Origin of the sequence: uncultured Microbacterium sp. (assembly GCF_913776565.1) — a bacterium.
In the GTDB taxonomy this organism is placed as follows: Bacteria; Actinomycetota; Actinomycetes; order Actinomycetales; family Microbacteriaceae; genus Microbacterium.
Map to the genome: position 1 here is coordinate 1 of NZ_CAJYPF010000031.1, position 14,941 is coordinate 14,941.

Sequence of the window (14,941 nt, forward strand, 5' to 3'; positions counted from 1 at the left end):
TCGCGCCCCCGGACTCACCCGGCGGGGGTCGACCCGGGCCGGCGCGCGGGAGAGAATGGGTCGAGTGACGTCCCCCGATCCCGAGCTCTCGCCCCGCCGCGCCGCGCGCGCCGAGGCCGAGCGTCTCGCGACGGCGGCGCTCTCGCTGCCGGCCGCGACGTCGTCGCCCGCGGAGGGGGCGCCCGTCGAGCCGGTGACACGTCGGCAACTGCGCGCGGCGGCGACCGGCGCGATCGCGATGCAGCCCGGTGCCGCCCCCGCCCGGGCTGATGCGTCCGCGCCGGTGGGAGGGCGCTCCGAGCGCTCCGGGCCCCTCTCGAGCGTGCGTGCGGCGCTCGCGGCTCTTCCGGCGCGGCGCCGTCGCCGCCTCGCGATCACCGCGGGGTGCGCGGTCGCTGCGGTCGGCGGACTGCTGCTCATCATCGGCGCAGTGGCCGGATCCGGAGCGGATGCCACGGCATCCGCCACCGTCGACGATGCCGCTCTGACGGCCGCCGCCGCGGGTCCGCCCGCCGTGCCCGACGCGGGGCTGCCCGTGCCCGAGGTGTCGGCCGTCGCCGCCACGGCCACCCCGTGCGACGACCCCGCGTTCACTGCGGCTCTGGCGGCCGGAGATGACACCGCGGCCATCGCGGCCGCCGGTGGCGGGAGCGCCTTCCGCGCGGCAGTGGCATCCGGGATCGCGCCGTGCGTCTCGCTGAGCGACCCCGACCGCGAGTGGGTCGTGGTGAACAAGCAGCGCCCGCTCGATCCGATCGACTACCGTGCGGGCGACCTGATCATGCCGCAGAACGTGCGCGCCCTGGAGGACTCGGCCCTGCGCGCCGCGGCGGCGAACGCCCTGACCGCGATGGTGAAGGCGGCATCCGATGCGGGGGCGGGTGAGATCGGCTACCTCAGCGCGTTCCGGTCCTATTCCACGCAGCAGTCCACCTACGCCGGTCGCGTCGCGGTGGGCGGGGTGGCCGAGGCCGACCGCGAGAGCGCCCGCGCCGGGTACAGCGAGCATCAGTCGGGTCTGGCCGTCGACATCGTGCCCTGCACCGGCTCGTGCGGCACCCTCGACGACGTCGCCGCCTCGCCCCAGGGCGCGTGGGTGCGCGAGCACGCGTGGGAGTTCGGCTTCATCACGCGCTACGCCGAGGGGCGTGAGAGCGTCAGCGGCTACGAACCCGAGGCCTGGCACCAGCGCTACATCGGTCCCGAACTGGCGCGCGCGTACCACGAGGGCGGCTACACGACCCTCGAGGAGTTCTTCGGCCTTCCGGCGGCCCCGACGTACTGAGCGGCGCGCTCGACGGCCCGGGCGCCGAGGCGCTAGATTCGAGTCCCTCCTCCGCCCGAACGGAAGATCCCGTGACCGGACTGTCCCGCCGCCAGTTCCTCCACGTCGCCGCTGCCGCCGCCGCCGCGACGGGGATCGGACTCGACGCGCTCTCGGCCGCATCCGCGCGCGCCGCCGCCGCGCCCGCGGCGCTCGCCGCCGGCATCCCCACCACCCTGCAGCAGACCATCCGCCAGGGGAGCCTCGTGTCAGGGCGCTACCGCGCGCTGACGACCGGACCGGGCGAGCCGTACCTGCCCCGCACCGACGTGCTCCGTCGGGCGCCGTCGGCCGCCCGCACCACAGCCCGACGGTCGCTGCTGTACCTCGGCCACCTGTCCGACCTGCACGTCATCGAGGCGCAGTCGCCCGGCCGCATCGAACCCATGATCGTGCAGGACCACTCGGCGTGGGGCTCGGCCTTCCACCCGCAGGACCCGCTCAGCCCGCACGCGACGGCGGCGATGGTGCAGGCGTTCTCGGACGCGCGCTACAGCCCGCTGACCGGAGCCCCGATGAGCGCGGCGATCGTCACGGGCGACAGCGCCGACATGCACTCCCACCTCGAGCTGCGCTGGTACATCGACCTGATGGACGGCCTCGCCGTCGACCCGGCCACCGGCGGCCCCGAGTGGCAGGGCGTGCAGGCGTGGAGCGAGGCGACGTGGGCGTACCGCCCCGGCGATCCGCGCGGCGGCGCGTTCGGAGACTACGGTTTCCCGCGTCTGCCCGACCTGCTTTCGCAGGCGATCGCCGCGAAGGTCGAGTCGGTGGGCCTGCCCGCCCCCTGGTACGCGGTCTACGGCAATCACGACACGCTGCTGCTCGGCACGTTCGACATCAGCCCGCAGCTGCGCGCCCTCGCCGTCGGTGGTCGGAAATCGTACTCCCTGGATGCCACGGCCGGCACCGCTCTGGAGGGGTGGGCGTCGAGCACGAGCGTGCTGTCTCAGGCTCTCGCGGCGCTGGGGCTGGCATCCGGTGATCCGGGGTTCAAGAAGGTGCCGGCGAACGGGGAACGCTACCTGTTCGAGCAGCGCGAGTTCATGGCCGAGCACTTCCGCACCCAGCCGACCCCGGGGCCGATCGGTCACGGCTTCACCGCGCAGAACCTCGCGTCGGGTGAGACGTGGTGGCAGGCCGACCTGAGCCCCCGCGTCCGCGCGTTCGGGCTCGACACCTGCAACGCCGTCGCCGGTCCCGATGGCGCGGTGCCCGAGTCGCAGATGCGGTGGCTGCGGGCGCAGCTCGAGATCGCCCAGCGGGATCAGGTGCTCGCGCTCATCTTCAGCCACCACAACAGCCTCACCCTCGAGAACCGCGCGACACGACCGGGGGCCGACGAGAAGCTCTACGGGGCCGAGGACTTCATCGCGCTGCTGCAGGAGTTCCCGATCGTCGTCGGCTGGCTCAACGGCCACACGCACCTCAACCAGATCCTGGCCCACCCCACCGACACCGGCGGGTTCTGGGAGATCACGACCGCCTCGTGCATCGATTTCCCGCAGCAGCAGCAGGTCGTCGAGATCGTCGACAACCGCGACGGCACGCTGTCGCTGTTCACGACGGTGCTGGATCATTCGTCGCCGGCGGTGCCCGGCTCGTCGGGCTCGATTGCCGACCTCGCCAGCCGCAGTCGCGAACTCGCCGCGAACGACTGGGCTGAGACGCCCCTGATGCGCCGCGGCTCGCCGTTGGACCGCAACACCGAACTGCTGCTGCCCGCACCCTTCGACCTGTCGGTCATCTCGGACGCGCAACTCGAGGCGCAGCACGTCACCGAGCGGGCGCGGCTGCTCGCCTACGAGAGGGAGCGCGGGCTGTGAGGCGCGTGCTGTCGGTCGTGCCGCTCCTGGCGGTCGCCGCTCTCGCGGGGTGCTCGCAGATCGCCGCGATCGCCCCCGTCGGCGGCAACCACCTGACCGAGGTGCGTTTCGCCACGATCGATGTGCTGCAGGAGCAGGGGATCGCCCTGCGCGACGTGCCCACCTGCTCGCGCGGTGACGACGGCTCGGTCGCGTGCGCGGGGACGACGAGCGCGGGGGACGACGTCGCGGCGTCGTCGCCCGGGTCCGACCCCGACCGCATCACGGTGACCGTGTCGTCGCGGGTGATCTTCGACGGCAGCGTCCGCGAGGTCATCGACCGCGCTGCCGGAGTCACGCCGTGAAGCGCGTCGCCGCGATAGCCGGCGTGGTGCTCGTGCACGCCCTCGTGCAGGCGGCCTGCGTGCTGCCCGGCGCCACGCCCGCGGTCGGCGGGGGCTTTCTCGGCCTGCTGGCCGTCTCGACGGTCGTGCTCATCGCGGCGGCGACTGCGACGCTCGTCCTGGTCGGAGCGCCGGGGGTCAGGCGTCCCCGGGTCGTCCGCGCCCTCGCCGCGGTGATCGTCGCCCTGGTGGTCGTCGCGGCGCTGACGGTCCTGTCGCCTCTCGCCGGGGCGGTCGGCCTGCTCGTCGCGGTCGTCGTCTCCTCTTCGACGGGGAACGCGGATGCCGGTGCCCTCGACGGTCCGCGGAGCTTCCGGTGGCATCCGGTCCGGGCCGTCCTGCTGCTCGCGGCGACCGCGCTGGCGATCGTGGTGATGGTGATCGCGGCGCTCGTGTTCGGTCTGTTCGTCACGGGGGCGTTCGGAGCCTTCCTGACGTGGATCGCGGCGGGCGTGCTCACCGCGCTGACCGCGCGCGGATGGGCGCGGCTGGCCGTGCGGACGCACGGCTGAAGCGACCGGCGGCCGATCCCGCGCCAGACCGAGTTCAAGAAATGCGTTTGCGATGAATTCGCCCTGAGCTATGTTTGACCAACGCGCGCCACCGATGTCGCGCAGATCGCTCAATTCATCCCCCCGTTTGGAGCGCACCATGGGTCGAACCCTGCGTTCGGTCGCGGCCATTTCCCTGGCCGGACTGTTCACCGTCGCCGGCGGCACCGCCGTCCAGGCTGCCGAAGTGGGCGAGGGGGTGACCCCACCCACACCCATCGAATCCGCCACCGGGCGCTACATCGTCGTGCTCGACGAGGCGCCCGTCGCCACCTACGGCGGTGGCGAAGCGGGCCTCGAGGCCACGAAGTCCGAGGACGCCAACCTCGACACGGGCACCCCCGAGGCGCGGCGCTACTCGGCCTTCCTCGAGCAGCGCCAACAGGACGTCGCCGACGAGGCCGGCGTGCAGCCGGACTACTCGTACACGATCGCCGTCAACGGCTTCAGCGCCACGATGGACCCCAACCAGGCCGCCAAGCTCGCCGCCACCAAGGGCGTCCAGAAGGTCGTCCCCGACGAGATCCGCCACCCCGCCGCCGTCCCCTCGACCGAGTTCCTCGGCCTGTCGGGCGACAACGGCGTGTGGCAGCAGGTCGGCGGGATCGACGCCGCCGGTGAGGGCGTCGTCGTCGGCGTCGTCGACACCGGCATCGCGCCCGAGAACCCCGCCTTCGCGGGCGAGCAGCTGGGCACCACCCCCGGCGACGAGCCCTACCTCGACGGCAACGACGTCGTGTACCGCAAGGGCGACGGCACCGACTTCCGCTCGCCGCGCGTCGCCGAGGGCAACGGCTGGTCGCTGTCGGACTACTCCACCAAGCTCATCGGCGCCCGCTACTTCGGCGAGGGCGCGGCGGCCACCGGCTTCACCTTCGAGGCGGACTACCTCTCGCCCCGCGACGGCGACGCCCACGGTTCGCACACCGCGAGCACCGCGGCCGGCAACAACGGCGTCGAAGCCGACGTCGAGGGCATCGACTTCGGCGCGATCTCGGGTGTCGCCCCCGCCGCCAAGGTCTCGGCGTACAAGGCGTGCTGGGCCGGCCCCGACCCCCTCGTGACCACCGACGACGTGTGCGCGCTCAGCGACCTGCTCGGTGCGGTCAACGCCGCGGTTGATGACGGCGTCGACGTCATCAACTACTCCATCGGCGGCGGCGCCGCCACGAGCACCCTCGCGATCGAGGACCAGGCGTTCTTCAACGCCGCCGCCGCGGGCGTGTTCATCGCGGTGTCGGCCGGAAACTCCGGCCCCGGCGCCTCCACGGCCGACCACGCGTCGCCCTGGTACACCACGGTCGCCGCCTCGACGATCCCGACCTACGAGGGCACGGTGAAGCTGCCCGACGGGTTCCAGGCCGCCGGCGCCTCGGTCTCGGTGCCCGCGGGCCAGGAGGTCACGGCCCCGGTCGTGTACGCGGGCGACATCGCGGCATCCGGGACCGATCCCGCGAATGCGGCGCTGTGCCTGCTCGGCTCGCTCGACCCGACGCAGGTCGCCGGCAAGATCGTCGTGTGCGACCGCGGCCAGAACGCCCGCGTCGAGAAGTCGCAGGCCGTCAAGGACGCCGGGGGCGTGGGCATGATCCTCGTCAACGTCACGCCCGCCTCGGTCGACAACGACTTCCACTCGGTGCCGACGGTGCACATCGACGCGCGCTACCGCGACGCCCTGCTCGCCTACGTGCGCGGGACCGCGGATGCCACGGCCACCCTCGTGGGCGAGAACGTCACGGGTGAGACCACCCCGACGCCGCAGGTCGCCGGCTTCTCGAGCCGCGGACCGATGCTCGCCGACGGCAGTGACATCCTCAAGCCCGACGTGTCGGCGCCCGGAGTCGCGATCCTCGCGGCCGCGGCCAACGCCCCGGGCGCCACGCCGACGTTCGAGTTCCTCTCGGGCACGTCGATGTCGTCGCCGCACGTCGCCGGTCTCGCCGCGCTGTACCTGGGCGAGCGGCCCCTGGCCACCCCGGCCGAGGTCAAGTCGGCGATGATGACCACCGCGTACGACACCGTCGACGTCGAGGGGGCTCCCGCGCAGGATCCCTTCGCTCAGGGCGCCGGTCACGTCGACCCGACGAAGTACTTCGACCCGGGGCTGCTCTACCTGAACGAGCCCGCCGACTGGGCGGCCTTCCTGCAGGGCAAGGGCCTCGAGGACTTCGGTGTCGAGCCCATCGACGGCAGCGACCTCAACCTCGCGTCGATCTCGATCGGTTCGCTCGCCAAGCCCCAGACCGTCACCCGCACCGTGACGTCGACGCAGGCGGGGACGTTCACGGCATCCGTCGACGTTCCCGGAGTGGATGCCGTCGTCGAACCGTCCACGCTCGAGTTCGGCGCCGCGGGTGAGACGAAGTCCTTCACCGTCACCTTCTCTCGCACGACCGCTCCGGCCGAGCAGTGGACGACGGGCTTCCTCACCTGGACGAGCGGCGACACGCAGGTGCGCTCGCCCATCGCGCTGCGCCCGGCGACCGCCGAGGCTCCGGCCGAGGTGTCGGGCACGGGCCTGTCCGGGTCGACGAGCGTCGAGGTGCTCCCGGGCGTGGGTGGCGAACTGCCGCTGACGCTCTCGGGCCTGGCCGCGCAGACGCTGCTGACCGACCCCGCCAACCCGGTCGACGGTCACTCCGGTGACCAGGACTCGGGCGACGCCGACGGTTACGTGCGGTGGACGGTCGACGTGCCCGAGGGGACGACCCTCTCGCGCTTCACGCTCGACTCGTCCGACGACACCGGCAGCGACCTCGACCTGTTCGTGTCGCGCGTCGTCAGCCCCGACGATCTGCGGTACTACGAGCGCTTCACCTCGGCGACGGCCTCGGCCGACGAGCAGGTGTCGCTGCCGAACCCGACCCCGGGCACGTACCTGATCGAGGCGAACCTGTACTCCTTCACCGGACCGTTCACGTGGGACATGACCACGGTCAACGTCACGCCCGGTGGCGAGGGCCAGCTGACGGCGACGCCCAACCCGCTGCCCGTCGAGCAGGGCGTGTCGACTTCGTACGAGTTGTCGTGGCAGGGACTCGCCGCGAACACGCGCTACCTCGGCGTCGTCCAGTACGGCGACTCCGACGTGCAGACGGTGCTCACCGTCGACTCGGGCGAGGCGGCTCCGGTCGTCGTCGAGGCGCCGACGGTGTCGGGCACGGCCAAGGTCGGGCGCACGCTCACCGCCACTCCCGGCACCTGGGACCCGGCCGACGTCACGACCGCGTACCAGTGGTTGCGCGACGGCCAGCCGATCGACGGCGCCACCGGCGCGACGTACCGCGTGCAGCGCGCCGACCAGGGCACCACCCTGAGCGTCCGCGTCACCGCGACCGACCCGGCCACCGGGCTGACCGGCACGGCCGACAGCAACGGCGCCCCCGTCGTCGTCTCGTCGCGCATCTCGGTGACTCCGAGCCCGCGCGTCGGCACGGCCGGTGAGCCGTTCGTCCTCACGGTGACGGTCAAGCCCGCCGCGGGCCCCGCGGCCCAGGGCGACGTCACCGTCACGGTCGGCGGCAAGGATTACGTCGCCACCCTGCAGAACGGTTCGGCCACGCTCACCGTCGACCCGCAGACCCGCGGGCTGCAGCGGGTGACGGCGGTCTACGCCGGCAGCGCGACGGTCGAGGGCTCGCGCACGAGTACCTCGATCTACGTCAAGCGATGATCATCACGGCCACGCGGCGTCCGGGCTCCGGCTCGGGCGCCGCGTCGTCGTGGCTAGCGCCTCTTGCGCGGGGTCAGTCGCACGCCCGGCAGGGGAGGCGCGGGGATGCGCTCGGGGCCGTGGTCGATCACCGTCCCGAACCTCTCGCTCCGCGCCTCCCACGCCTCGCGCGCCTCGACGATCTCGTCGTGCGAGCGGCCGACGAAGTTCCACCACATCACGATGTCCGCCTCGAACGGTTCGCCGCCCAGCAGGAACACCCGGGCGCCCTCGTCGCTGCGCAGCTCGAGGTGGTCGCGTCCCTTGCCCACGTACACCAGGCGGGTGTGATCGACGGATGCCGTCGGCCCGGGTGCGGGCGTCGGGGCCAGGCGCCTCGCGGCGTCGGCGTCGACGGCATCCACCCCCGTCTCGACCAGCGCGACACCGGTCATGCCGTAGACGGCATATTCCCACTCGGGATGCAGGGGGACCTGCACGACGGCGCCCGCCGGCAGGCGCAGCTCGGCGCCGACGAGGGGGGTGTGCACGGTCGCGGGAGAGGTCACGCCGCCCAGGTCACCCATGACCACGACCGCGTCGGCCCCGTCGCCCAGGTCGAGGACGGGCAGATTCTCGTGGCGTTCGAAGGCGGGGCCGCCGTGTCGTCGGTCCTCGGGCAGGGCCACCCACAGCTGCAGGGCGTCCAGGGGGATCGGTCCATCGCCGACCGAGTACTCGGAATGGGCGATGCCCGCACCGCTCGTCATCAGGTTCAGGGCGCCGGGGCGGACGACGATGTCGCTGCCCACGGCATCCCGATGCCGGACCTCGCCGACGATCGGCCACGTCACCGTCTGCAGACCGATGTGCGGGTGCGGTTCGACGCGCATCAGGGTGTTCTGCGGGCCGAAGCGGTCGAGGAAGCACCATGCGCCGACCATCGGCAGCGAGCGGTGGGGGAGCGTCCGGTGCACCTCCATGCCGCGCACCCCGCCGAGCGGCACCTCGCGGGCGGCGACGACGAGCGCGCGCGGGCCGTCGCAGTCGACGGGACCCTCGGATGCCGGCGGCGCGACGTCGAGGCGGGTCACGACGTCGCGTCGGCGTCCTGGGGCCACTCGACCGAGAGGCCCTCGACGTCGTGCTCGCCGAGATAGTGCGCCACGAAGGGGCACGAGGGAATCACGGGGTCGCCCCGTCGCGCGAGGTCGGACAGCGCCTCGCTCGCCAGGCGCGAGCCGAGGCCCTTGCCCTTGTACGAGGGGTCGATCTCGGTGTGAGGGAGCTCAACGCGGTCGCCCGCGGACTCGAACTCGAGGAATCCGCCGAGCTCATCGCCCACGTGGATCTCGTATCGGCCCGCGTCGTCGTTGCGGGTCACGGTCAGGTCGTCGGCCATGGGGGTCTCCTGTCGTCGGTGATCACAGCAACGTATGCGCTGGCATGGATGTTCCGCGACGGGTGGACAGGAGGGCGCTTCGTGCCCCGCGCTCGCGTCAGACGACTCTCAGGCGACGGTGGACAGGAGCTGGAGGAGCTGCTCGCCGGTCCTCGTCAGCGAGCCGACCGCCGACGAGATGACGGCGGCGGCGATCACGAGGAAGGGGGGCAGTTCGCGCCATCGGCGCTCCACGGCCGTCATGGTGACGACGGCGATCGCGGTGAGCATGGCGATCGTCTGTCCGGCGACCAGGGCGAAAGCCTGGCGGACCGCCGACTCCTCGGTCACCGTGTGGTAGCTGGTGAAGATCAGAGCCACGACGAAAGGGATGAGAACCACGCCCGCGATCAGGATCAGCGCACGGCTGGGGCGGCGGCGAGGTCGTCGCGTGACGACCTGTTCGACCTGCTGGGCGGTGGACACTCTCCGACGGTAGCGCGCGGCGGCGTTCTCGACCAGAGCCGATGGTGCGGGGACCGACGTCCGTGACCGTCAGTCGGGTCCCGTTCGTGACCGTCCGATCACTCGTTGCAGCTCGTCGAGGGAGTCGACCGTCACATCGGCGAACGCGGCCTCCGGCCGGCGGCTCTGAATGGCAGCCCACGGCCCGCGGGGGTCGCATGCGACCAGACTTCCAGAGCGGTGGGGCCGCGGTCGCATCCTCGGCTGCGCCCTCTCGCTACGCTGGCCGGATGCCGCCGCCGCCCACCGCTCGACTTCGGTTCCGCGAGATGCGCGGCGACGACCTCGACGCGATGGCCGCTCTCCTCGGAGACCCCGCGGTGATGGCGTTCTACCCCGCGCCGAAGAGCCGCGAGGACGCGGACCGATGGATCCACTGGAACGAGGCCAACTACGCCGATCACGGGTTCGGCCTCTGGATCATCGAGACGCACGGCGGTGCGTTCGTCGGCGACTGCGGACTCACCTGGCAGTGGGTGAACGGGGTGCGAAGGCTCGAGGTGGGCTACCACGTCGTCCCGCTCCACCAGGGCCGGGGGCTGGCGACCGAGGCCGCCGCCGCCTGTCGTGACTTCGCCCGCGACCACGCCATCAGTGACGAACTGGTCGCGATCACTCACCCCGACAATGTCGCCTCGCAGCGGGTCGCCGCGAACCTCGGCATGCGGCGCATCGCCGATGACCTCGGCGGCGGTGCGGTGCGTCACGTCTTCGGCATGCCGCTCTGACGGCCCCGCCCCGCCCGGCTCGCCCGCCGCTCGTCGCACCGTTCGCGCCGCTCATCGCACGACCGAGGGATGCCGCCCCGACGGGGGTCGGCATCCCTCTAATGTTCGGCGAGTCCGCAGAGCCGCGAACAGGAGACCCCATGAGTGCATCCGTCGACGACGACGTCGTCACCGATCCGAACCTTCCGCCCGTCGCGGTGCCGCCCGACAGGCTCGAGAGCCGCTGGACACCGGCGAAGATCGCCCTGTGGATCGGTATCGCCCTGTTGGGCGGCCTCGGCTGGACGATGCTCGCCATCGTGCGCGGCGAGACGGTGAACGCGATCTGGTTCGTGTTCGCGGCCGTCTGCACCTATCTGATCGGCTATCGCTTCTACTCGAAGGTGATCGAGCGCTACCTCACGCGCCCCGACGATCGCCGCGCGACCCCCGCCGAACGCAAGGCCGACGGCAAGGACTTCGTCCCCACCGACCGGCGCGTGCTCTACGGTCACCACTTCGCCGCGATCGCCGGGGCCGGTCCGCTCGTGGGCCCCGTGCTCGCCGCGCAGATGGGCTACCTGCCCGGCACGATCTGGATCATCGTCGGCGTCATCCTCGCCGGCGCGGTGCAGGACTACCTCGTGCTGTTCTTCTCGATGCGTCGCGGCGGCCGCACCATCGGCCAGATGGCGCGCGACGAGCTCGGCAAGATCGGCGGTACCGCGGCGATCCTCGCGAGCCTGCTCATCATGCTGATCATCGTCGCGATCCTCGCCCTGGTCGTCGTGAACGCGCTCGGCGAGAGCCCGTGGGGTGTCTTCAGCGTGTCGATGACGATCCCGATCGCCCTCTTCATGGGCCTGTATCTGCGCTACATCCGTCCGGGCCGGATCACCGAGATCTCGATCATCGGGTTCGTGCTGCTCATCGGCGCGATCGTGGCGGGCGGCTGGGTCGCCTCGACCGAGTGGGGCTACGCGGCCTTCCATCTCGACCGCTCGGTCATCGCGTGGGGCATCATCATCTACGGCTTCGTCGCCGCGGTCCTTCCGGTGTGGCTGCTCCTGGCCCCGCGCGACTACCTGTCGACGTTCATGAAGGTCGGCGTGATCGTCATGCTCGCCGGGGCCATCGTCCTGGTGCGCCCCGAGATCTCGGTGCCGGCGTTCAGCGAGTTCGCCGGCGGCCAGACCGGTCCGGTCTTCTCGGGTCCGATCTTCCCGTTCCTGTTCGTGACCATCGCGTGCGGTGCGCTGAGCGGTTTCCACGCGCTCATCGCCTCGGGCACGACGCCCAAGCTCGTCGAGAAGGAGCGCCAGACCCGCTTCATCGGCTACGGCGGCATGCTCATGGAATCGTTCGTCGCGATCATGGCCCTCGTCGCTGCGCTGTCGATCGACCGCGGCATCTACTTCGCCATGAACTCCTCGCCGGCGGCCACGCTCGGCACGGTCGAGGGGGCGGTCGCGTTCGTGAACGGCCTGGGGCTCGCGGGCGTCAACCTGACGCCCGACATGCTCACCTCCACCGCCGCGGCGGTGGGCGAGAGCTCGATCGTCTCGCGCACCGGCGGCGCTCCGACGCTGGCGCTGGGACTCGCGCACATCATGCAGCAGGCCCTGGGCGGTCAGGCGATGATGGCGTTCTGGTACCACTTCGCGATCATGTTCGAGGCGCTGTTCATCCTGACGGCGGTGGATGCCGGCACCCGCGTGGCCCGTTTCATGCTCCAGGATTCGATCGGCACCGTCATCCCAAAGTTCAAGGACCTGTCGTGGCGGCCCGGCGTCTGGATCTGCACCGCGGTGATGGTCGCGGGCTGGGGCTCGATCCTCATCCTCGGCGTGACCGACCCGCTGGGCGGCATCAACACCTTCTTCCCGCTGTTCGGCATCGCCAACCAGCTGCTCGCTGCGATCGCGCTCGCCGTCGTGCTGGCGATCGTCGCCAAGCGCGGTCGTCCGTATTTCCGCTGGCTGTGGATCGTGGCGCTGCCGCTGGCCTTCGCCGCGGTGGTGACGATCACGGCATCCATGTACAAGATCTTCTCGCCGGTCCCGGCGGTCGGGTACTGGGCCAACCACTTCGCCTTCCGCGGGGCGCTGGCCGAGGGCAAGACCGAGTTCGGTACGGCCAAGAGCGTCGCGGCGATGGAGGCGGTCGTGCGCAACACCTTCGTGCAGGGCGTGCTGTCGGTGATCTTCGTGACGCTGGCGATCGTCGTGATCGTCATGGCCGTCATCGTGACGGTCCGGGCGCTGCGCGCGGGCGGCGGCGAGAACCTCGAGGACGCACCCGTGCCCTCGCGGCGGTTCGCGGCCGCGGGCTTCCTCGCCACGAAGGAGGAGCGCGCGATCGAGAAGCAGTGGGAGAGCCTCCCCTCCGATCACCCCGACCGGCCGACTGCGTCGTCGCACCACTGAGGACCCCATGATGACCCGCATGGATGCCACGGCCCCCGGCACGGACGACGACCGCGGCCGGACGCTGCGGTGCCGCCTGGCGCGGGCGGGCCGTGGCATCCGGTGGTACGTGACGACCCTCATGGGCGACCGCGCGTACGACGTCTACGTCTCGCACCTGCGCGCGCACCACCCCACGGCGACGCCGCTGACCGAACGGCAGTTCTGGCGCCAGCGGTCGGACGAGCAGGACCGTGATCCCGGCGCGCGCTGCTGCTGAGTAGGCTGCCAGGATGCTCGACGCACCGGTGCTCGCGGGCGCCGTCGGCGTGATCGTCGGGGCGGCGCTGACGCTCGCCCTCGTGCTCACTCGCCGGTACGCGTTGGGCTCGCGCGACCTGGGCAGCGACGCCGACCGGGCCACCCACCGCACGCTCCACGTCGCGGCCGCCGCGGCCGCGGCGCTGCGCGGGGGCCGCGACGAGCCCGATGCGGCGCGCGCGGCCAGGCACCTGCGCGTGCTGCTCGGCGCCGAGGCCGTCGCGATCGTCGAGACCGCCGCCGACCGCGTCGCCCTCGACGGTCCCGCGGCGCTCGAGGCCTCGGCCCGCCGCGTCGCGGCGCGCGTGTACGACTCCGCTCGCCGTCAGGTGTTCTCCGAGCGCGACAGCGCCGCCGTGGGCGCCCCGATCGTCGTCGACGGGCGGGTGTGGGGTGCGGTCGTCGCCTTCGCCGACGAGGCCCGGGCGCCCCTCGTGCGGGCGACCGGGGACGTCGCCGACTGGTGCGCTGCGCAGATCGAGCTCGCCGGTCTGGACGCCTCGCGCGCCGCGCTGGCCGAGGCGGAGCTGAAGGCGTTGCGCGCCCAGATCAGTCCGCACTTCATCTACAACGCGCTCACGGCGATCGCCTCGTTCATCTCGACCGACCCGCCGCGGGCGCGCGACCTGGTCCTCGAGTTCGCGGACTTCACGCGCTACTCGTTCCGACGTCAGGGCGAGTTCACGACGCTGGCGGAGGAGCTGCGCAGCATCCATTCGTATCTCGAACTGGAGCGCGCGCGCTTCGGCGACCGTCTCACGGTGCGCCTGAGCATCGCCCCCGAGACGCTCGCGACCGTCATCCCGTTCCTGTCGGTGCAGCCCCTGATCGAGAATGCCGTGCGCCACGGGCTCGAGCCCGGGGAGCGCGGGGGCGTGCTGACGGTGTCATCGGTCGACGCCGGGACGCACACCGAGGTCATCGTCGACGACGACGGGGTGGGCATGGATCCCGACGAGCTGGCGGCCCTGCTCGATCTCGACGCGTCGTCGTCGCACGTGGGACTGCGAAACGTCGACGCGCGCCTGCGCCAGCTGTACGGTCCGGCCGGGGGTCTCGTCGTCGAGACGAACATCGGCGCGGGCACCTCGGTGCGTCTGCGCGTCCCGAAATCGCAGCCGCAGCACGAGACGGTGCGCTCGTGAGCGTCGTCGTCCTCGTCGCCGACGACGAGGCACCCGCCCGCGCCGAGCTCGCGACGCTGCTCTCGGCCGATCCGCGGGTCGACACGGTCTGCACGGCCGCCGGTGGGGCCGAGGCGCTGCGGATCCTCGAGGGTGGCGGCATCGCCGTGGCCTTCCTCGACATCCACATGCCGGGGCTGAACGGCTTGGATCTCGCGCGAGCTCTCGCGGTTCTGCGCGCGCGTCCCGCGGTGGTGTTCGTGACCGCCGACGATGCGGGAGCCGTGCAGGCATTCGACCTCGAGGCGGTCGATTACGTGCTCAAGCCCGTCCGGGCGGAGCGACTGTCACGGGCGCTGGGTCGTGCCCTCTCTTCGCCCGCGGATGCCGAGCCGCCCGGCGACGAGACGATCCCCGTGACCGTCGGAACGACGACGCGTATCGTGCGCCGCTCGGAGGTGCGGTGGGTGCAGGCCAACGGCGACTACTCGCGTCTGTACACCCCGTCGGGAGAGCATCTGGTGCGGGCGCCCCTGTCGGACCTGGCCGACCGCTGGGCCGACGCGGGGTTCGTGCGCGTGCATCGCTCGTATCTGGTGCACCGCGCGGCGGTCGTCGAGGTTCGCCTCGCCGGCTCGACTCCCACGGTCGTCCTGCCCGGGATCGAGCTGCCGGTCAGCCGGCGTCTCGTGCCCGCCGTGCGCGAGGCGCTGCTGCGATGACCCGCGCGCGACGAGCCGAC

At 72.1% G+C, this 14,941-nt stretch carries 13 protein-coding genes; 10 read left to right on the plus strand and 3 right to left on the minus strand.

Features of this window, described 5'->3' with window-relative positions; all coding sequences use genetic code 11:
- Window positions 1–64 precede the first annotated feature (64 nt).
- The 5 genes from QZ433_RS01890 (at window position 65) to QZ433_RS01910 (ending at window position 7,757) form a co-directional block, all read left to right on the plus strand.
- Entirely contained in the window at window positions 65–1,285 is a 1,221-nt protein-coding gene (locus QZ433_RS01890; protein ID WP_295779747.1) for a M15 family metallopeptidase, read from the plus strand.
- A 71-nt stretch (window positions 1,286–1,356) separates the two neighbouring features.
- Window positions 1,357–3,150, plus strand: a complete 1,794-nt coding sequence (locus tag QZ433_RS01895; RefSeq protein WP_295779748.1) for a TIGR03767 family metallophosphoesterase — start codon at window positions 1,357–1,359, stop codon at window positions 3,148–3,150.
- Window positions 3,147–3,494, plus strand: a complete 348-nt coding sequence (locus tag QZ433_RS01900) for a hypothetical protein (RefSeq protein ID WP_295779749.1) — start codon at window positions 3,147–3,149, stop codon at window positions 3,492–3,494. Before QZ433_RS01895 ends, QZ433_RS01900 begins: the two co-directional genes overlap by 4 nt.
- On the plus strand, window positions 3,491–4,045 hold the full coding sequence (locus tag QZ433_RS01905; RefSeq protein WP_295779750.1) for a hypothetical protein: 555 nt from the start codon (window positions 3,491–3,493) through the stop codon (window positions 4,043–4,045). Before QZ433_RS01900 ends, QZ433_RS01905 begins: the two co-directional genes overlap by 4 nt.
- Before the next feature lie 139 nt (window positions 4,046–4,184).
- Window positions 4,185–7,757, plus strand: coding sequence for a S8 family serine peptidase (locus tag QZ433_RS01910; RefSeq protein WP_295779751.1), 3,573 nt, complete (start codon window positions 4,185–4,187; stop codon window positions 7,755–7,757).
- A gap of 53 nt (window positions 7,758–7,810) precedes the next feature.
- Here the strand turns inward: QZ433_RS01910 and QZ433_RS01915 are convergent, their stop codons facing one another.
- The 3 genes from QZ433_RS01915 to QZ433_RS01925 all read right to left on the minus strand — a co-directional run bounded on the left by QZ433_RS01915 (window position 7,811) and on the right by QZ433_RS01925 (window position 9,603).
- Entirely contained in the window at window positions 7,811–8,830 is a 1,020-nt protein-coding gene (locus QZ433_RS01915) for a pirin family protein (protein WP_295779752.1), read from the minus strand.
- Window positions 8,827–9,138, minus strand: coding sequence for a GNAT family N-acetyltransferase (locus tag QZ433_RS01920; RefSeq protein ID WP_295779753.1), 312 nt, complete (start codon window positions 9,136–9,138; stop codon window positions 8,827–8,829). The genes QZ433_RS01915 and QZ433_RS01920 overlap by 4 nt, the downstream gene beginning before the upstream one ends.
- Window positions 9,139–9,246: 108 nt before the next feature.
- On the minus strand, window positions 9,247–9,603 hold the full coding sequence (locus tag QZ433_RS01925; RefSeq protein WP_295779754.1) for a hypothetical protein: 357 nt from the start codon (window positions 9,601–9,603) through the stop codon (window positions 9,247–9,249).
- A gap of 269 nt (window positions 9,604–9,872) precedes the next feature.
- On the opposite strand from QZ433_RS01925, the gene QZ433_RS01930 reads away from it, so the two are divergent.
- The 5 genes from QZ433_RS01930 to QZ433_RS01950 all read left to right on the plus strand — a co-directional run bounded on the left by QZ433_RS01930 (window position 9,873) and on the right by QZ433_RS01950 (window position 14,921).
- A complete protein-coding gene (locus QZ433_RS01930) occupies window positions 9,873–10,370 on the plus strand; it encodes a GNAT family N-acetyltransferase (protein WP_295779755.1) in 498 nt (165 codons plus the stop codon).
- 140 nt (window positions 10,371–10,510) lie between these two features.
- Window positions 10,511–12,775 (plus strand): carbon starvation CstA family protein, encoded by a 2,265-nt coding sequence (locus tag QZ433_RS01935; protein ID WP_295779756.1) that lies wholly within the window; start codon window positions 10,511–10,513, stop codon window positions 12,773–12,775.
- A 19-nt stretch (window positions 12,776–12,794) separates the two neighbouring features.
- Entirely contained in the window at window positions 12,795–13,034 is a 240-nt protein-coding gene (locus QZ433_RS01940; RefSeq protein ID WP_295779757.1) for a YbdD/YjiX family protein, read from the plus strand.
- A 13-nt stretch (window positions 13,035–13,047) separates the two neighbouring features.
- The gene (locus QZ433_RS01945) at window positions 13,048–14,220 is read left to right on the plus strand and encodes a histidine kinase (RefSeq protein ID WP_295779758.1); all 1,173 of its coding nucleotides are present in this window, start codon (window positions 13,048–13,050) and stop codon (window positions 14,218–14,220) included.
- Window positions 14,217–14,921 carry a LytTR family DNA-binding domain-containing protein gene (locus QZ433_RS01950; RefSeq protein ID WP_295779759.1) on the plus strand — a complete coding sequence of 235 codons (705 nt, stop codon included), beginning with the start codon at window positions 14,217–14,219 and terminating at the stop codon, window positions 14,919–14,921. The genes QZ433_RS01945 and QZ433_RS01950 overlap by 4 nt, the downstream gene beginning before the upstream one ends.
- Window positions 14,922–14,941 lie beyond the last annotated feature (20 nt).